This is a genomic window from Paenibacillus glycinis, assembly GCF_009909185.1.
GTDB classification, from domain to species: Bacteria; Bacillota; Bacilli; order Paenibacillales; family Paenibacillaceae; genus Paenibacillus_Z; species Paenibacillus_Z glycinis.
On the sequence record NZ_JAAAMV010000005.1, the window covers coordinates 176,675 to 193,310 of the forward strand.

Here is a 16,636-nt window from a genome sequence, read left to right on the forward strand (position 1 = left end):
CTGGCCGGGATCGCCGCCCTGATCGCCGTGTCTTTTCTGGGCATCGGCGATTGGTACATGCGCTCCTTGGGCGAGAACAAAACGATCGTGCTGGATCCGTCGTTGTTTCCGGCGGCGCCGGATACCGGCTTTCGCATCGACGGCGTCCTGAAGCGAGCGCTCTCCGACGGCGCGACGAGCGTGCTGCCGCTCGGCAACGACCGTCTGCTCGCGGTTACCGAGGATCTCCGGAAGGACGACGTGCTGACGAGCAGCCTGGCGGTGTTCGACGTGACCGCCGGCCGCTCCGAGACGATCCTGACCGATACCAGTCTGCGCAGCTACGCCCTCTCGCCGGATAAATCGACGCTGGTCTACCATACGGGCTTCGAAGCGGATAACAAAACGGTATGGTACGATTTGAAGAACATGCGGGAGAAGGATAGCCGATTGAACTATGATGAGAGCTGGGAAGCGTGGCGGTACATGGTCGACGACGATCGCGCGCTCGAAGTCGACGGCCAGAAAGTCGTGCTGCGGGATCTGCGCGGCGGGCAGCCCGACCGCGTCGTCGTCACGATGTCCGATCTCGATCTTTATCTGAACGGCGGCAAGAAAAACGCAGGGTACCTATCGGGAAAGCCGCTCGCGCTGGTGCCGTCCTCGGATTTCAAGCGCGTCTACATGCAATACTTCCGCCCCGATCTCAAGCAAAGCGTCTTTCTGTCCGTTGACGCAACGTCGGGCGACATCGCTTGGGCAGGCGCGGGAGAAATTCAAGCCTTCGCCCCGCTGCGGAACGGCGGCCTGCTGCTCGCCGGCAGCATCGACGGGGTTGAGGGGCTGTACGGCGCCGATGGCAGCCGGAAGCCCGTACTGCTGGCCGAGGGGACGTATACCAAGCTGGCGGTCAATCCCGCCCGGGACGTGATCGCCTACGTGAAAACGGACAGCGACGGCCATCAGAATGTCATGGTCGGCCGGCTAAGCGGCAATGAATTGACGGACGAATTCAACGTCTATTACGTGCCGAACTTTGTCCGCAGCCTCGATTGGAGCCCGGAGGGAGAGATGCTGTTCGGCGTTACCGAGGGCGTCGGCGGGAGCGAGGTGTACCGCTTCGAGCTGCATTGAGCCATGGCTGCGATTGACTGCCAACGCGAATCGCTCCGCCCCGTACGATAAGTGACGCACGCGGTACGGAAGAAGATGCTGCAATCGAAGCGAACCGCGGCTGCGGGGCGTTCGCCGCCCGTCGGCAAGCTGAAGCGCGCCGCGATAACCAATCGTATCCGCAACAAAAAACCCCCGCCAGCGAAGCTGACGGGGGTTTGTAAAACTTCCTATAGGCCCGGTGGGGGTCGAACCCACAACCTACCGGTTAAGAGCCGGTTGCTCTGCCATTGAGCTACGGACCTGCAATAAATTAGATTATACAACATGCTTGGACGAATTTCAACCCGTAAGTTGTACGCCGGAGCAATTCGCCTTGCGTGCGTCACCCGGCGCGCGTTATGGCATGGATAGTGCCCGCATCAAGACGCAGCACGATAGCGCCGGAACAGCAAAAATCCACAACCGTACGCGGCTGTGGATGTGAGTTGGGCGTATGAACGGGCAAGCACGCCCTGTCCGAAAATAGCGCTCGGGCGAGCTTTACCTGCAGCCGGCTGCGACCTGGCATTCGCGGCCATCCAACCGGGCCATGCCCCGCACGGATCTAGGTGTCCGTCTTCATGTTCTTCAGGGCGGCTTTCAGGTCGTGCTTGGAATCCAGCAAGATCGGGAGCTCCTTCATGCTATGGACCATCGGAGATTTGCATTGCGTGCAAGTTGGAACGTCTTCAAATGAATAATTCTTCCTCATCCAACCGTTGCAGCCTTCCTTCGTGCACGACCAGATGGCGGTCATTTCGTTCGGATAATCCTCTGCGGGCCGCTTTCGAGAAAAATACATAGGCAAGTCGTCCTCCCTTGTGTGAACCTCATAAAAAAAGCCACATCGCAAAAAGGTAGCATCGCAACCCTTCAGTATGTGACATTACGTCTCCTATACGAGGTCTTCATTATACCACAGTTTTCCGCAATTAGCGAACCCATATTTTGGAAGACCTGCATGGACAGCCATTTCCCGCTATTCCCGGGCGAGAATTTCGTCGATCTCGCTTTTCAACAGCAGGTACCGATGGACGTTTCGCATGATCGACACCTTGGTGAGCTTGTTTTTCTCCACGTAAACCTTCATGTTATCCTTCGAGAGGCCCAGCATTAATCCCGCTTCCGTCACGGTTAATACGACCTCGTTGCTAGTGGCGTTGAACGTTTCCTTGGCCTTTAGATTCCAATCGTTAAAGCGCTGCATAGACGGTAACCTCTTCCGTTTCGATTTGCTCCTATCCGCCCATTATACCATGAACTTGCCGGATACAGAAAACAAACCGTGGCGGGAATCATTCCTGGGCAGCGCTTCAACGCCTCTGCTTCGTCAAAAAGACATGCTCTTTCTTGAGCCTCGCCTTCTCCCGGTCCTGCTCGATGTCGTCCTTCAGCCTCATTAAGCACGTTAAACACAGCTTGCCCTGACGGATCGGCGCCGCGCACAGGTCGCACGCATCGGCCAAATTCGGATAATCGTACAGCCTGAGTCTGCCCCGGCGGATTAGCGCCCGTATTCTGGCTTCCGGAATCGCCGTCAACTCGGCCGTTTCCGCGTTGCTTAGCTGGCGGTCGTTCTTCAACGCGCGTTCGATCGCGATGATCTGTCCGTCTTCTTCGGCCGAGCACTGCATGCACATATTGCGCAGATTTTTCTGAAACACTTTGCCGCAACCGGGACAATGGGCCACCGGGAGTTCTTTGGACATCTATTTTACCTCGCTAATCATCGTTCTAATGGACTAATCATAGCATGGGGCGGATAAATATTCACTTCAAATTCTTCCAAATCAGGCGTTGGTCGCGAAGGGGGCGAGAGAGAAATAAACCTTCTTCGTTTCATTGTCCCATGTCGCCTTTCCGTCCAGCAGCTCCGCGGCGGAGCGAACGCCGAGGTAGGTTACGCCGTCAATTAGCTTGAAGTTGGTTACGATCCTGCCTGCCACATAGGGAGTCGCTTCCGCCGCTTTCCACTCGACCGGCACGCCGAGCGCGTCGCCCAGTTGGCGAAGGGGCAGATAGACGCGGCCTTCGATGAGTCGACCGTATGCTGCCAGCTTGCCGTTGACGATGATTTTGACGTTGTTCGCCTGGTTCGCCGGATGCGGCGCGGTTCTAGCTGCATAGGCATCGAAGAACGCCTGCTCCATTGCGTTGATGTCTACATCCCCGGAGATGCCCTTTATATGACCGTTCGAGGTGAATTGGAACACGCTCCATGCACTCCACGTGGCGTTCGCCATGGGCTGTTCGACGCCATAATGCGCCACCCAGAGCGGCCAGGCTGCGAGCGGCTTGCCAAGATAGGTTTTGGCGAAGCTGGCTCCGGTGTAAATCATCGTCGGATGTCCCGTCAATCGCTCGACCTCCTCCAGCCAGGCGATGCACCATGCGGTCAGCTTGTCCGCGCCGATGACGCCGGCCGCGCCTTCGACGTCCAGTACATGGGGGAAGTCGGGTGCTTGGCCCGCCCGCACGACGCTTGCGAAAAAAGTTGCTTCGGCAACAGCTTCGCTGCGCTCCGGATGCGCATAGTGGTAGAACCCGACTGTCAATCCCGCTTTCTTGGCTCCAGCCGCATTGGCCGCAAACTTTGCGTCCGTGACCCCGATGCCTTCGGAGACTTTGATAAACGCCCCGTGCACCCCATCGGCCTGCACGGCTGCCCAGTCGATCTCGCCCTGGTGGTGCGAGACGTCAATGATTTTTCGGTTGCCCGGTCGTTTGGCCTGCATCGGTACCCTCCCCTTTCTCTCCCAACTGCTCCAGCAGATCGCGGATCGCTTGCGGCAGCGGCACGCCGATCACGCCCAGGTTCTCAATGATCGAGAGCCCTTCGCGTCCGCCGTAGAAATAAATCGCCGTCGTACGAAAAATCGGCACTCCCGGTTGGAGCCAATCGTCCAGCAGCGAAGCGAGACCGATGACGAAGAGGCATACCATTTTGCGAATGCCGCCCCAGTACATCACTTCGCTATTCAGCTTCTTCAGCCGAATCGCGCCCAGCACCCCGGTCACGTAATCGGCAAGCATGAGGACGAGCAGCACCTGAAGCGCCTTGTCCCAACCGCCGAGCCAGCTGGTGATGCATACGCCGACGGAAGCGGCGGCCGAGCCCCAGATGGTTCCCTTGCCTCCGCCCACGGCCGTCGAGGTGACGATCAGCATGAATTCTTTGAATTGATTCATGGATTTTTCCTCCTTTTGGATAGTGAAAAAGCCTCGCTGTGCGCGAGGCTTTAGTTGACTTGCAATTGACTTGAGTTTTGCGTTAAACCGAAAGTTCGGTAGGTGGAGCGAAATCGGGCCGTTTGACGTAGATTTCATTACGAACCAGTTCACGATTGACTTCGGTCAAATTATAGCTGTCGACGATTAAATCAATATCGCCTTCATTTGCTGTAACACAGGTAATGCATGCATTGGCTACGATTCGGATTAGTTGCATTGACTTTGCCACGATTATTCACCTCCTAATACAAGGATGTCGGCAAGCACAAGTTCGATGTCCGATAACCGAGAATTCAAATTAACATTATCCAGCTTTAATTGTTCGACCAACTCTTGCTCCGGTGATGACCTAGGCGATGTTGGCTCCAAAGGTCTATTAACAAGGTACAAACCCTGCCTGGAGTTGAACATGAGAATCTTATCAGCTGGATATGATCTGAAATCGTCTGGTACCTCCTTAAGCCATACCCATTCATCAGGATAATTTACGATTGCTTCATCTTCGGGCGTTAAAGTTTCATGAAATCCTGTTACAACCCCGCACGATAAAAATACTATCATTAGCCACTCGCCACCTTCGTGTATTTGATCTGGAAATTCTTTATAGTAGCGGGGCCATTCTGGCCTGAGTTAGCTACGCCGTGAAGAAAGAAGTAAATAGTTACACCAGCGAATACCGCCAGCATTCCGACTGCTGTGGCGGAGGCTGTACCGCTCACTACAGAACCTGCGCTGCCTGGAACCGTGTAAGTATAAATTGATCCATTGAAGGAACTAATTAATGTGCCTACCGGAGAAAAAAGGTTGACTTGAGGCTGTTGCGAGTCTTCACTGTAAGTAGACATTAAGGGCATTCCCGCTAGATTTCCAAAGGTTTGTCTGCCCCAAATCATAGACCCCGCGACTAGGCTTGCGACCTGACCGTTTGTAATAGTAAGATCAGCTTGTACGTTTATAAACCCGTCATATGAGGGAGTCCAGGTATATACAAGATAGTTGCTCCCAGTCCCAGCCTGTACTGGTGTAAAACTTCTCTGTACAGTGTCAATATATTGAATATTATTGGATTGTGCATAAGTGAAATTTCCGTTCACTGGTATCCACCCCATTCCGTCATATACTTCGAGCATTCCGTTATTTAACCTTGTGCTAATAACATCCGTAATACCGTACCCCGCCAAAGTCGTCGGCTTGCTCGCGATCTCCGAAAACGCCACGCTTCCCCATGCCGCACTTCCCGCCGTTGACCCTGCCTTGAGTACCTTACCGTTACTTGACGTACTCGTTGCGGGAACGTGAAGATTCCCGTCGCCCGATGGATGCACATAGTTATTAGCCCCCGCCGCTATCCCGTCGAGCTTCGTCTTGTCCGACGCGGATGCAAAGCCTGCCGCAGTCTGCGTCGCGACCGCGTGCGCTGCTCCGCCGGTTCCGATATGCGTTGCCAAGTTAGACTGAACGGCGTCGACCGTATCCTTGCGCGCGATATCATCCGAGGCAGCCGGCGCAGCCACTTTTCCCCGGCCGGAGGCGTCGCGCAAAATAAGCCGATTTGCAGCAGCCTCTGCAGAAGGCGTAAGGCTTGTCCACACAGGCGTGAACTCCGTCCCCGCGGTTGTCTCCATGCTGCCTGTATCGAAATATTCAATCCCGTTAGAACCCGCGCGCAATCGGATCCCGCGCGCGCCCATCGTGGCGTGATCGTTGGAAAAATAATAATTATCCGGGTCTCCGGCATAGGCATTGTTGGCAAAGAGCGTATAGCCGGTCGAGTTGGTCGAAACATCCCCCCACGTGCCGACGATCAGCTCTCTTGCGGTCGTTGAGACTTTCAACGGACCGGTCATCGTATCGCCGTTCAGCCTCACGGCGTTTTCCAACGTCGTCCTGGGCGCCGTGTACCAGTTGGACTTCCCGGTAATCCCCTTCATCATGTTGGCCAGCTTGCCCAACAACCTCGTCGGCGTATCCGAACCGGACGCAGCCGCAATCGTGTCATCGACGATGCGATTGCCGATAACAGTATCGGTTACGGCCCCAGGCGTTATCTGGGTCGCGCCGACCGCTCCGTCCGCTATTTGGCCGCTTCCGACGGCTTTATCCGCAATCTTCGCCTGCGTAATCGCCTTGGCGGCAATTTGCGCGGAACCGACCGAGCCCGCCCCGCTCATCAGCGTAAATCCCAAGGGCGTCGTGCCGACGATCGCGACGCCCGTGCTCGACAGCCGCCATTCCGTCTTCGCGTTTACGGTACCTTCTCGGACGTAGACCGATAGGCCGCTCGCGAGTTTGGCCGACGTATCGGCATCCGCCGCCCTCGCCCATGCCCCGGAAGCCGCCACATAAATACCATTCTGCTCCCCCGCCGTTTGCCCAGCAACCAGCACCCGATCCCCAGCCTGCAGCACGACCCCATCCACCGACTGCAAGCCGGACAGCACAATATTCGACGTCGACGCCACCCGCACGTCCGCGTTCCCCGCCTTCAAGCCGATCGCAGCGTCGATCTTATCCCAATTCTCGTTCAGCATGGTCTGGATATTGAACATTTCCTCGCCGTCCGTCGCCGGGTCTTTTTTCAATAAATTCAAAAACGTCGTAAATATCGACATAACAGCCTCCTCCCGCTAACCCGCGAACGGCGCGAAGTCCGTCAACGGGTGAGCTTGTAATTGTTGTATGGTCATGGCCTGCGTCTCTTGCACGGACAGATAGCGATAAGAATAGGCAACGCCCAGATGAGAGGGCATGACCGCTTCCAGCGCGGTTTTCAAATCGTCAAGATTCGGCGGCAAGCCGAGCGTGCTGGCGAATCGAATCGTGAACGTGCTGCTCGGCGCATCGAACGCGATGTCTAGGTTGCCGTTGTCGTAGGCGCCGGCAACGGATTGGAGCAGCCTGCCCGAGAACTTGCCGAACCCGCGCGTCTTCGACCGGATCACCGACCGGCGCTGCTCGACCGGCTGTCCCGCCGGCGGCACGATGCCGAGTTCCGACTCCCAATCGCCCAGCCCCCACGTCGCCGTGCTGACGAAGCGTTGGCGGAATTGATCGGCGAGCTCGGCCCCCAGCCGGTCGAACTGTTCGCCCTCGGCTTGGACGATCGCGCGCATTTCCAGAATCGGCTCATAGAATCTTGGCAGCTCCTCCAGCAGTTCTTGGCCGGCTGCCGACGTTACCGGATATTCGCTCATGTCAGCGTCACCGTCCCCTTGACGGCCACCGCGCCTTCCGCGACGGTCACGTTTGTCGTTCCGCCGTTGACGAGCAAGTTGGCATAATCGGCCACGCCCGCCGTATCCAGCAGCATCGTGCCGATGCGCGCATACTTGGGCCTCGGATCGTCGCCGTAGGCGATTCCCGCCAGGTATGAAGTAAGCGCGTCGCCGAAATCCGCGTCGACCTGGGCAGGCGTTCGCGATCCGCTTAAGGTGATGCTTGCCGTGACATTCACATTGACCGCGGGCGCCGCAACGACCGTCGTCAGCGCGCCGGCCGGCGCGGCCCCCTCGCCCATGCCTTCTCCGAGTCCCGTATCCGGATCGATGTAATCTTTGACGGCTTGGACGACTCCGGCCCCCGCCGAAGTTCGATCCGCGCCGAGCACATAGACCTTTACCGTATTCGGCCCGTTCCAGCACGGCACCACGTAGGCATCCCCGACGCCGGGCACCTCCAACGCCCAGTTCCGGTAGGCTGCCCGGTTGCCGCTCGTCGGCGGCGTCCGGACATGGGCGAAGAATCGCGTACGGAACGACTCGTCGCTCTCCTCGTCTTCGCCGGCGGCCAGCACGTCCCCGATCGCGGCGCTCGCCAGCTTGTCGACGTAATCCAGCGGCAGCAGCGTTCCCGCAGGGACATTGCCCGCGGCTCCGGCGGTCTCGCAGACGAGCCTGAACCGGCCAACCCCAATTTGCCCGGCGGCAATAAAGTTCAGCCCCCCCGCCGAATAGCGGCTCTCAACCGGTACATCAAGCGGTGCGCCAGCCGCATCATAGAACAGCCCCAGCCGCACCGCGGCCGAAGCGGGCCTCGGATCGATGCCGAAATCCGCGCCGCGCAGCCGCAGCTCCTCCCCGCTGGACGTCTGCGCATGGGCAAGCCGGTTGCTACGGGCAAGCTCGGCATAAGCTTCCGCAAGCTTCTTCGCCGCCGGCGCAAGCGCGTCGTAAATAATGCTTCCTTCCCGCTTATCCGTGCCGGCGGGAACGCCGCTCAGCATTTCTTGCAGCATCGCTTCGAACGTGCGATCCTCGTACATGCGTTATATCCCCCTTTCAATGGTCGCGCTGCCGAAGATCGAATGCACCGTCAAGGCGACCGTTGCCGCGTCCCCTACAATGCCGAACGCGAAATCCGAGACTTCGTTAATCCGGTCATCCTGCAGCAGCGCCTCCGTCAGCCAGCGCTTCAACTCGATCGAGGCGTCGCCGCTCCGATTCGATTCCGATCCATAGTTGGCGGAATAGATAAAATGCGCAAACCGCTCCGTGTCCAAAATTTTATAGACCGCCTGCCTCACGGCATCCAGCTCGTCGATAACTCCCGCGATCCGCCCCGCGGCCAGGTCCAACTTATACGTGCGGCTAGGCTGCGCCTCGGTTCCGGCCGCCTCGTCGATAACGGCCCCCGTCGGAAGAATCATCCCGTCAACCTCCCCGCAATGACATAATTAAGTCCGCCTTGCTCGCGAATCAAGACCACGCGATCACCGACAGCAAGTCCGGTACGAATCTCGACCTCCTGCGCTCCGACGGTTACCTTGAACGCCGTCATATGCTCCGGCACCACCAAGAAATCCTCCGGCAGCGCCAAGCGTTCATTGACGCTGACCTCCAACGGATCCAACCTCGAGACCGTGCCGTACTGCACGTCGGCAAGCTTGACCGAGGCCAGATAGCCTTTCGTGATTTGTTTGATCGTCTCGTTCAGACTCATCCGAACACCTTCATTTCCAATGACATCGTATGGGAATCGCCGGACAGCTTATGCGTGCATTCCTCGACCAGATAGAAGGAATCGACCTGCTGCTCCGCGATCGTCACCTGCACCGCCATCCCGGCCCGCAAGCCGACGAAGCCGAGCGCCTCGAGCGAGAACGACACGGTTTCCCTGTTTTTCAGTTTCAGCACCTGCGCCGCCATATTACGGATCTGGGCTTCGTTCATCCCGTCGTCGACCTTCTGGTAATAGTGCAGCCGCCCCCACTTCGCCATCGTCGAGCTGTCCCACTCGTAATAGGCGTCGCGCTTGCCGGACGTCTTATTGTCCTGCACGAGCTTCACGTGGTTGTACGTATCTTCATCGATGGAGCGCGTCGTGCCGTAATCGTAGACCAGGCTGTCGTCCCCTAAAATAAGCGACAGCTTCATGTCCGCGATATCGCGAAGCTGCAGGCTGCCGAAATCGTCATAGAACACGTATAAGCGGCCCGTCGCCAACATCGCCGAATCAAGCGCGCGGTAGATCATATCCAGCCGTTTCTGCCCGTCCTCCAGCACCTTGGGAAGCACATGGTTCGTCTTCGCAAGCTCGCCGATACGCAGCCCCCCGACCGCGCAGTTATCGCGAATGACCTGTTCGGCGGTGACGTTGGTCGCCACGTAAGTATCCGTCTCGTTCAAGTAACGGATCTGGTCGTAAGCCGTCAGCTTGATTTCGCCGTCTCGTCCGCCGCCTATCTTGAAGACGTACCCGAAGAACATCCCCTGCCCATCCACCCGGATTTTCAAAATATCGCCGTTCGCGACGGCGAACTTCTTGTCCTGGAACGGCGATTGACCGACGAGCGTGACGTCCGCCGAGGACGGTTTGCCGACCCGGCTTGTCTTGTACGTGATCTCCGAGCAAAGTTCCGAGATATCCCATAGCGTCCCGTCGCGGTTATCGATCGTCGCTTCGAACACGCTCATCGCCCCTTCGGCAGCTGCAGCACTTTGCCGACAGCCAACTGCCTGGTTTGCGAATCGGTAATGCCGTTCAGCTTCTGAATCTCGCGCCAGCGGCTGGAATCGCCCAGCAGCTTGCGGGCAACGACGATCAGCGTGTCTCCGGCCTTGAGCGTATAGGTCGCGGGACGAACCCGCTCGTCCGGACGTTTGGCCGGCTCTTCGACCCGTTTCGTCGTGCCGTCCGCTTGTTTGACCGTCTTTGCCTGCTTCGCGGCATAGAAGGCGTATTCCCTCAGCTTCAGGCTGTAGTAGATATCCCCGGGCGAGCCGGCCTCCTCCCGGCGCTCGAAGGAAGCGATCGTCATCGGAAGGTTGATGACGGCGCTGTCGTCGGTCGCGTTGCTGCCGACGTAAATGAACCGTACCGGATGCCCGCTGCGCATCCAGCGATTGATGTCATCGACATAGCCGTTCGGATCGGGCAGCCCGGTCTCCTTCAGGGTATGGACGATCGCGCTATCGGAGGTAAGCCGGGTTTTGCCGTCGGCACCGGTCTTGGCCAAGGTGCTGTTGAACGGATAGTGCTGCGCGGGGAAAAAGCTCTCGAAGCTGATCTCCGCCAGCTCCGGCTTCCCGATCACGCTGATCTTCCCGGTGCCGACGATGTCGTAATCCTTGCTCGCTCCGCCGCGCGCAATGCTGATGCTGCCCGGCAGCACGGGAAACTGCCACCCTTCCTTTCCGTTATTGAAGCTGAGATACATCATGAACGGCACTTTGGTATTTAAATCAACCACGACCACATCCTCCTGTCTTCTATTCGCGTTCGTGCGTTCGAGCCTTCGACCGTGGCGAAGAGCGATTATTACTTGCCATAGGCGCCTTGGGCCGAAGCTTCGATCTCGCCCGACATATGATCGTTAATGCGCTTAATGACCTCGTCCACGTCCGCTTCCTTGGTGATGTTTCCGGTCGTCACATTGACGGTCGGCGTCAGCGTGACGTAGTTTTGAATCGATTTCATCTCGGCGAGGTCGCGCATCATTTTGATATCCTCGCTGGAGACGTCGACCTTGCTGTCGATATTGCCGACGCTGCCCACCCGGTCGATGTTCGGGAGTTTGCCGCCGGACGGGCCCGGAGGCGATATCCCTGGCGTTAAAAGCGTACCCCTATCGGGGATTTTCGAAATTGCAGGAGGCTCAGGTGGCGTAATCTTCTCCGGTTTGAACTGATGCTTCGTTATATCGAAGTTCTCCGTCGCGTTCGCGACCGAGTTGAAAGCGCCTTTGATGCCGCCCTGCACGGAAGCCTTCAGCTTGGAGCTGTCGACCTCCGGGATCTCGATATCCATCTTGATATCCTTGCCGATGATTTTGCCGAGGAAGCCCGCTACCTTGCCGACGCCGGCGAGCAGCGTATTCAGCCCTTCGATGAATAAGTTGATAAACCCCGTCCACATGTCGATATAGAAGCCGACCGCGGCCGCCAGGATCTCGCCGATCTCCCGGAACACCGCCGCGAAGAATTCGCGCACCGGCTTCAGAGCGGCGATAATCGCGAGGAATGCCGCGATCAGCGCGACCACGAGCAGGATAATGAGGGCGATCGGATTCATGCTCATCACGACGTTCAGGATTTCCTGAGCGGCCGTCCAGACTTCGATGACCGCGCTGACGAATTCCATCGCCTGAGCGGCCATGCCGAGGTACTGTATGACCGAGGTCAGCCCTGAATACATGCCGTCGAAGAACGGCTGGAACTGGCTCCCCTCGAACGTATCCTTCAAGGTCTGGGCGACCGGCAGCAGGTTGTCCTGCGCCAGCTGCCCCAGATTGGTAAACGACGTCTTCAGCGCGTCCACCTTCTGCAGCATCGTTTCGGCCGCGCCGCCGCCCGCTTCCGCCCCCCCTTCCGCGCCGGGCTCCCCGCCAGGCGCAGCGTCCGCAGCTGCCGGACCCGGCACCAGATCCGTGACCGGACCGGTCTGCGCCCGGCCGGCGTTCAGGTTATCCGATACGGCCTGCAGCTCCTTCCCGGAGCCGCTCGCCGCTTCGATGGATTTAACAGCCCCGCCGGACTCGCCCGCCAGCGGGCCGCTGATCGATTCGGACGCGCTCGCCATGACGGCCGACGCTTGCTCCATCGACCTCGTAACCGTGGCGGTCGAGGAGGTTACCTTGCTCAGCGACAGGGCCATCCTCGATGTGCCGTCCACGGTCTTGGCTAGCGACACCGACCAGGACGACGTCGTCGTGACCGACTTGGTCATCGTCCTCGACATGGTCGATAGTCGGCTGATCGTGACGTCGACCGCCCGCGACGCGCTCGCGATCGCGCCGGTCATCTTGTCCAGGGACTCGGTAAGCTTGTCCAGCACGATAGTCAATTGGCTCGAACCGGCCGGTTCGCCCTCCGCGGATGCCTCGGCCGGAACCGGGACGGCGGGCGGCGGTTCCGCGGCCGCCGCGCCAGGCGGCTCCGCGGCGTCGCCGGCCGGCTTCGACGCGTTATTCACGATCGCGTTGATATCATTCATGGAGCCCGTTACCGTACCGATGATTTCGGATACTTTGCCGAGCGCGGACGACATGCCCGACGATTTATCTCCCGTCTCGCCCATCGTCTTGGCGATGCTCGAGATGGCGCCGATCGTGATGTCCGCGATCTTCGCCATATTGCCGATGACCGCGTTCACTTTGTTCAACGGCGCCGCGACGCTGTCCAGAACGGCCGTCATCTTGTTCATCGCTTGCAAACTTCCGGTAATGCTTGCCACGTTGATCCCTCCTTTCCAGACGCAATAAGCGCCCCCTCGGGGGAGGCGCTTCATCGCGTTCGACTGCTTTCGATTTTGCGTGCTTCATCGTTTTCTCGTCTTCGCCTTCTTCTCGGCGTCCAGCCGGATATCGATCATGGCGATGATCGCCGCTTTCTGCTTGTCGTTCCATCCGGCGAAATCCCACGGCAGGATGGAGAGTTCATGGAGGGCATAATAGGCGTAGTTCGCCTCCCCGTCGCCCTCCTTGATCAGTTTTTTACGTCTTCGACGAGCTCGTTGATATCCCGGTCGAAGCCGTTAACCGTCTGGACCTTCTGCGCCAAGGTCGCGTATTCGCCCGACAGCAGCATCGTCTTGAGCAGCTGCTCGGATCCGATGACCCCGTACGATTGCTGCAATTCGGCGTTCTTCAGATCGGGGAATACGACGCTCGCGACGACCAGCTTTGCCAGATAATCCTCCGAGTTCGTCTCCGGCACCTTCGCGCCGTTCTTTCCTTTCACGAGCCGGGTCGCGGATCTGCGAATCTCTTCGTTCTGCGCCTCCGTCATCGTGCGGATCTTCCAAGGAACCGGATGGCCCTGCTTATCCTTGAAGCGGTCCGAGACGACGAAGGCTTCCGTCATGTCCACGCCGGGGTTCTGTGCAAAAAACGCGCTTAATTCGCTCATCGGTTAGTTCCCTCCCACGGCTGCTTGCGGCGCGTTAAACTGGCCAGGAAGCTCGACGCCGTCGAACGTAAAGGCGATCTCTTCCTCGAGCGCGTCGTCCGAGGTAATATCGAACTTCGCCATCATGACGCTGTCCATGTTGCAGTTCTTCAGAATCACGGTCTGCGAACCGACCGAAGACGCATCGTCCTGGTTGACGATATGCAAATCGAAGTACGTGTCGACGCCCGTCGAGATGTATTTATACATCAGCTGGCGGAAATAGCTGGTCATGTAATAAATCGTCAACGTGCCGGATCCCGACCAGCCGTTCGCTTTATGCGCCACCTGCCGCTGACCCAGGACAGGAACCTCCGTCTTCTTCTTCTCCACCGTTGCTTCCAGCTTTTTGGCATAAAACAACTCCTCGCGAGTATCGCCGACCGTCAATGTAGCCGTAGCCGTTTTCCCGCTGATCGTATCCCCTGCGTTCAAGAATGCCATCGTATATCGCGCCCCTTATTGTACCGTCACTTTGACGTAGATTTTTTCAATGCTGTCCGCCGGCGTTACGACCGCTTCGATCGAGACGCTGTCCGCGTCCGCGCCTTGCAGAACCTTAATGTCCTGCTGGGCGTCGAAGCTTTGAATCGCTCCGATGTTCAACAGCGCCTTCAGGTAGTCGACGCATTCGTTCTTGAGCAGGTTTCGGCCGTTATCGTTGTTCGCCACCCTGCCGACGAAATAATTGCCGAACGTACGGACGAAATCATTGTTAATGCCGTCAAGCACGCGCAGCACCCGGTTTTTCGAGAAAGCCTTGCCCTTCTCCGGCGTAAAGCTCGTCCGCGTATTGATGTCCTGCTCGACGACGGCCCGGTTGCCGCTCGCCGTAAAGACGAATTCTCCCGCTTGCAACGCCGCGATGATTTGCGAGTTGGTCAAGCGCGGCGCCGCGTCGACGGCCCCGTCATAAGCCGTATAGGTAAGCGATTCGTTGACGTTCGCGCCGGCCGTAGCGCCAGCCGTCCATGCCGTGCATTCCGCCGCCGTGAGCGCCGTGCCGTCTGCCAGGACAACGCCGTTCTTGACGCTGATCACGCCTTCGTAGTCGGCTGCCGGGTAGTTCTCGACGACGAGCTGCATTTTACGGCCTTCCTCTTCCCGCATTCGTTCGCAAAAGGAGACGAACTGGCCTTTCAGCGTCGCATCCGCGGAGGGAAGCGCCATCGTATTGAAATCCTGCGTTTCGATCGTTTCGAGATAATCCGCGTAATGCTGATTGAGTACCGTGCCGTCCGAACCGCCAGTCAGCGGAAGCCCGGCCGACAATGACGGCGCGCCAGTACCGCCGAATACGACCCATTCGTTGGCCTGCAGCGCATCGATCGCCGCCACCGTCTGCCGATCGACCTCGAAGCCGGCGACAAGCGTCGCGACTTCGAACAGCCCGCTGTCGTCCACGCTTGGTTCGACCGCGACCGTAATGTCGTTCCCGCGAAGACCGCCCCACCGTGCCGTAACGGTCAAGCCTTCGTTGGCGATCGAGGCCTTCGTTCCTTCGTTGAGCCGATAGACAAGCAGCGTCTTGGCGCGCTTCAGCGCCTCCCGCAGCAGCCTCAGCTTCGGATCCGCGACCGTATACCCGAGCTTGCCGAACGTGTCCTCTCCCGCTTCCACGGTCAGGACGGTATTCGGCGCCCCCCAGGAGAGCGCGAGCGGGATCGTGACCGTCCCGCGATCGCCGAAGCCTCCCGCCGGCTTGGGTTGGGATTCAAAATTCACGTAAATCCCCGGTCTGACTTTGTTTTGCGTCGTATAAGTGCCTGCGGCCATCTTAACGCACCTCCCGCTTCATGATTTGGTTGATCGTCTCTGCTGCTTCTTCCAGCGAATACAGGCCGTCCTCGGCGAGCGCAGCGTGCAAAATATGCCGCTGGATCGCAGTAAATCGGTTCGATTTCAAGATTTGCGCTTTGGTATACGCAGGCTGCGCTTGCGGCCGCGCCTGCGTTTCGTTCGTCTCTGGGTTGGCTTTTCGACTCATGGGTTAATCCTCTCCTCTTGTCTCATGGCTTGCATCAGCGGCTGGGAAAGCTCTTCTTGCATGACGCGGAACGCATATTCCACGTAAAACCGAAGCTCGCCGTCTGCCGTTTCCTGCCTCATCTTCGTGCCTCTGCAATAAGCATCCTCCACCGGAAGGAGCTCCGCATGCTCGTGCAAGCTCTCGGCGATCGCCTGCATCGCCTCGGCATCTCCGCTTGCCGCGAGATATCGAATCTCGAATGCATGCACGCGCCGAAACCGATTGCTCAGCTCCCGGGACTGTATGAAATCCACTAGCTTCACGACGAAGCAGGGGAGCGGCGGCTCTGCCGGGATCGCATCCCGGTAAACCTCGACATCCGGATATAAGCGCCCAAGCATGGCAGCGAGGCTGCCTTGGATCGCATTGCCCGTTAACGCATTCAAGCGACTCCTCCTTTCCGCGGCTGCCGTCCATCGTCGGCAGCCGTGCCCGCGCCTCAGCCGTTGCTGTTCGGCCGATGTGCGCGATAACCCGTCTGCAGCCGGGTTATGCGGCCTAGTTTAACGCCATGCGACAGGGCGAAACGGTCGTTGCCGGCTGCATGCTTAATCGCTCGCCAACTTTCTTACACTAGCATCGTAACACGGTTTTTCGAACGTATGTTCCTGTTCGTGTTCGGATTCCGTCCGATGATTGTCCGATCTCCGCATCAAGGCTCGGGGCGCAATTTGCCGGGCCGAGATAACGAAAAAGACGAGCAGTCGGAGGCTGCTCGTCTTGAAATGAATCTTTATTCGTACGCTCCTATGTTCGGAATCCGCGACGGATGACGATACACCGTCTAAGCCGGCTCCGGTTTTTTTCGTTCTAAACCTTTGCCAACTCTCCGAAGTAATGGCATACTAACATAATAACA

21 protein-coding genes and 1 tRNA gene are annotated in these 16,636 nt (G+C 58.2%); 1 reads left to right on the forward strand and 21 read right to left on the reverse strand.

What is annotated here, in order from left to right:
• Positions 1 to 57: 57 nt before the first annotated feature.
• Entirely contained in the window at positions 58 to 1,113 is a 1,056-nt protein-coding gene (locus GT019_RS10525) for a hypothetical protein (RefSeq protein WP_161743100.1), read from the forward strand.
• Positions 1,114 to 1,325: 212 nt separating this feature from the next.
• Here GT019_RS10525 and GT019_RS10530 read toward each other — a convergent pair.
• The 21 genes from GT019_RS10530 to GT019_RS10630 all read right to left on the reverse strand — a co-directional run bounded on the left by GT019_RS10530 (position 1,326) and on the right by GT019_RS10630 (position 16,163).
• Positions 1,326 to 1,397, reverse strand: a tRNA-Lys gene (locus GT019_RS10530).
• A 302-nt stretch (positions 1,398 to 1,699) separates the two neighbouring features.
• Positions 1,700 to 1,936 (reverse strand): cold-shock protein, encoded by a 237-nt coding sequence (locus GT019_RS10535; RefSeq protein ID WP_161743101.1) that lies wholly within the window; start codon positions 1,934 to 1,936, stop codon positions 1,700 to 1,702.
• A 177-nt stretch (positions 1,937 to 2,113) separates the two neighbouring features.
• Entirely contained in the window at positions 2,114 to 2,341 is a 228-nt protein-coding gene (locus GT019_RS10540) for a MerR family transcriptional regulator (RefSeq protein ID WP_161743102.1), read from the reverse strand.
• Positions 2,342 to 2,447: 106 nt separating this feature from the next.
• Entirely contained in the window at positions 2,448 to 2,843 is a 396-nt protein-coding gene (locus GT019_RS10545) for a hypothetical protein (RefSeq protein WP_161743103.1), read from the reverse strand.
• A gap of 81 nt (positions 2,844 to 2,924) precedes the next feature.
• Entirely contained in the window at positions 2,925 to 3,869 is a 945-nt protein-coding gene (locus tag GT019_RS10550; protein ID WP_161743104.1) for a GH25 family lysozyme, read from the reverse strand.
• Positions 3,832 to 4,323 (reverse strand): phage holin family protein, encoded by a 492-nt coding sequence (locus GT019_RS10555; protein WP_161743105.1) that lies wholly within the window; start codon positions 4,321 to 4,323, stop codon positions 3,832 to 3,834. Before GT019_RS10555 ends, GT019_RS10550 begins: the two co-directional genes overlap by 38 nt.
• 82 nt (positions 4,324 to 4,405) lie before the next feature.
• The gene (locus tag GT019_RS10560; protein ID WP_161743106.1) at positions 4,406 to 4,594 is read right to left on the reverse strand and encodes a hypothetical protein; all 189 of its coding nucleotides are present in this window, start codon (positions 4,592 to 4,594) and stop codon (positions 4,406 to 4,408) included.
• A 2-nt stretch (positions 4,595 to 4,596) separates the two neighbouring features.
• Positions 4,597 to 4,926, reverse strand: a complete 330-nt coding sequence (locus GT019_RS10565; RefSeq protein ID WP_161743107.1) for a hypothetical protein — start codon at positions 4,924 to 4,926, stop codon at positions 4,597 to 4,599.
• A complete protein-coding gene (locus GT019_RS10570) occupies positions 4,926 to 6,977 on the reverse strand; it encodes a hypothetical protein (protein ID WP_161743108.1) in 2,052 nt (683 codons plus the stop codon). Before GT019_RS10570 ends, GT019_RS10565 begins: the two co-directional genes overlap by 1 nt.
• Before the next feature lie 15 nt (positions 6,978 to 6,992).
• Positions 6,993 to 7,559, reverse strand: coding sequence for a putative phage tail protein (locus GT019_RS10575; RefSeq protein WP_235947637.1), 567 nt, complete (start codon positions 7,557 to 7,559; stop codon positions 6,993 to 6,995).
• On the reverse strand, positions 7,556 to 8,626 hold the full coding sequence (locus GT019_RS10580; RefSeq protein WP_161743109.1) for a baseplate J/gp47 family protein: 1,071 nt from the start codon (positions 8,624 to 8,626) through the stop codon (positions 7,556 to 7,558). The genes GT019_RS10575 and GT019_RS10580 overlap by 4 nt, the downstream gene beginning before the upstream one ends.
• A 3-nt stretch (positions 8,627 to 8,629) precedes the next feature.
• Positions 8,630 to 9,010, reverse strand: coding sequence for a DUF2634 domain-containing protein (locus GT019_RS10585; RefSeq protein WP_161743110.1), 381 nt, complete (start codon positions 9,008 to 9,010; stop codon positions 8,630 to 8,632).
• Complete coding sequence (locus GT019_RS10590; RefSeq protein ID WP_161743111.1) at positions 9,007 to 9,303, reverse strand: DUF2577 domain-containing protein; 297 nt, start codon at positions 9,301 to 9,303, stop codon at positions 9,007 to 9,009. Before GT019_RS10590 ends, GT019_RS10585 begins: the two co-directional genes overlap by 4 nt.
• Positions 9,300 to 10,277: an XkdQ/YqbQ family protein gene (locus GT019_RS10595; RefSeq protein WP_201755331.1), complete on the reverse strand. Its 978-nt coding sequence runs from the start codon at positions 10,275 to 10,277 to the stop codon at positions 9,300 to 9,302. The genes GT019_RS10590 and GT019_RS10595 overlap by 4 nt, the downstream gene beginning before the upstream one ends.
• Positions 10,274 to 11,053, reverse strand: a complete 780-nt coding sequence (locus GT019_RS10600; protein WP_328803943.1) for a LysM peptidoglycan-binding domain-containing protein — start codon at positions 11,051 to 11,053, stop codon at positions 10,274 to 10,276. The genes GT019_RS10595 and GT019_RS10600 overlap by 4 nt, the downstream gene beginning before the upstream one ends.
• A 68-nt stretch (positions 11,054 to 11,121) precedes the next feature.
• Positions 11,122 to 13,035, reverse strand: a complete 1,914-nt coding sequence (locus GT019_RS10605; RefSeq protein WP_161743113.1) for a hypothetical protein — start codon at positions 13,033 to 13,035, stop codon at positions 11,122 to 11,124.
• Between the two features lie 251 nt (positions 13,036 to 13,286).
• Complete coding sequence (locus GT019_RS10610) at positions 13,287 to 13,709, reverse strand: phage tail assembly chaperone (protein ID WP_161743114.1); 423 nt, start codon at positions 13,707 to 13,709, stop codon at positions 13,287 to 13,289.
• A gap of 3 nt (positions 13,710 to 13,712) precedes the next feature.
• The gene (locus GT019_RS10615; RefSeq protein WP_161743115.1) at positions 13,713 to 14,192 is read right to left on the reverse strand and encodes a phage tail tube protein; all 480 of its coding nucleotides are present in this window, start codon (positions 14,190 to 14,192) and stop codon (positions 13,713 to 13,715) included.
• A gap of 15 nt (positions 14,193 to 14,207) precedes the next feature.
• Positions 14,208 to 15,524, reverse strand: coding sequence for a phage tail sheath family protein (locus tag GT019_RS10620; protein WP_161743116.1), 1,317 nt, complete (start codon positions 15,522 to 15,524; stop codon positions 14,208 to 14,210).
• A 1-nt stretch (position 15,525) separates the two neighbouring features.
• The gene (locus tag GT019_RS10625; protein WP_161743117.1) at positions 15,526 to 15,735 is read right to left on the reverse strand and encodes a hypothetical protein; all 210 of its coding nucleotides are present in this window, start codon (positions 15,733 to 15,735) and stop codon (positions 15,526 to 15,528) included.
• Positions 15,732 to 16,163 (reverse strand): phage tail terminator family protein, encoded by a 432-nt coding sequence (locus tag GT019_RS10630; protein ID WP_161743118.1) that lies wholly within the window; start codon positions 16,161 to 16,163, stop codon positions 15,732 to 15,734. The genes GT019_RS10625 and GT019_RS10630 overlap by 4 nt, the downstream gene beginning before the upstream one ends.
• Positions 16,164 to 16,636 lie beyond the last annotated feature (473 nt).

Excerpts from the sequence above, each read along its gene's own strand:
- GT019_RS10525 (WP_161743100.1), top strand. The coding sequence starts at position 58 with ATGCGCTCCTTGGGCGAGAACAAAACGATCGTGCTGGATCCGTCGTTG.
- GT019_RS10535 (WP_161743101.1), bottom strand. The coding sequence starts at position 1,936 with ATGTATTTTTCTCGAAAGCGGCCCGCAGAGGATTATCCGAACGAAATG.
- GT019_RS10540 (WP_161743102.1), bottom strand. The coding sequence starts at position 2,341 with ATGCAGCGCTTTAACGATTGGAATCTAAAGGCCAAGGAAACGTTCAAC.
- GT019_RS10545 (WP_161743103.1), bottom strand. The coding sequence starts at position 2,843 with ATGTCCAAAGAACTCCCGGTGGCCCATTGTCCCGGTTGCGGCAAAGTG.
- GT019_RS10550 (WP_161743104.1), bottom strand. The coding sequence starts at position 3,869 with ATGCAGGCCAAACGACCGGGCAACCGAAAAATCATTGACGTCTCGCAC.
- GT019_RS10555 (WP_161743105.1), bottom strand. The coding sequence starts at position 4,323 with ATGAATCAATTCAAAGAATTCATGCTGATCGTCACCTCGACGGCCGTG.
- GT019_RS10565 (WP_161743107.1), bottom strand. The coding sequence starts at position 4,926 with ATGATAGTATTTTTATCGTGCGGGGTTGTAACAGGATTTCATGAAACT.
- GT019_RS10570 (WP_161743108.1), bottom strand. The coding sequence starts at position 6,977 with ATGTCGATATTTACGACGTTTTTGAATTTATTGAAAAAAGACCCGGCG.
- GT019_RS10575 (WP_235947637.1), bottom strand. The coding sequence starts at position 7,559 with ATGAGCGAATATCCGGTAACGTCGGCAGCCGGCCAAGAACTGCTGGAG.
- GT019_RS10580 (WP_161743109.1), bottom strand. The coding sequence starts at position 8,626 with ATGTACGAGGATCGCACGTTCGAAGCGATGCTGCAAGAAATGCTGAGC.
- GT019_RS10585 (WP_161743110.1), bottom strand. The coding sequence starts at position 9,010 with ATGATTCTTCCGACGGGGGCCGTTATCGACGAGGCGGCCGGAACCGAG.
- GT019_RS10590 (WP_161743111.1), bottom strand. The coding sequence starts at position 9,303 with ATGAGTCTGAACGAGACGATCAAACAAATCACGAAAGGCTATCTGGCC.
- GT019_RS10595 (WP_201755331.1), bottom strand. The coding sequence starts at position 10,277 with ATGAGCGTGTTCGAAGCGACGATCGATAACCGCGACGGGACGCTATGG.
- GT019_RS10610 (WP_161743114.1), bottom strand. The coding sequence starts at position 13,709 with ATGAGCGAATTAAGCGCGTTTTTTGCACAGAACCCCGGCGTGGACATG.
- GT019_RS10615 (WP_161743115.1), bottom strand. The coding sequence starts at position 14,192 with ATGGCATTCTTGAACGCAGGGGATACGATCAGCGGGAAAACGGCTACG.
- GT019_RS10620 (WP_161743116.1), bottom strand. The coding sequence starts at position 15,524 with ATGGCCGCAGGCACTTATACGACGCAAAACAAAGTCAGACCGGGGATT.
- GT019_RS10625 (WP_161743117.1), bottom strand. The coding sequence starts at position 15,735 with ATGAGTCGAAAAGCCAACCCAGAGACGAACGAAACGCAGGCGCGGCCG.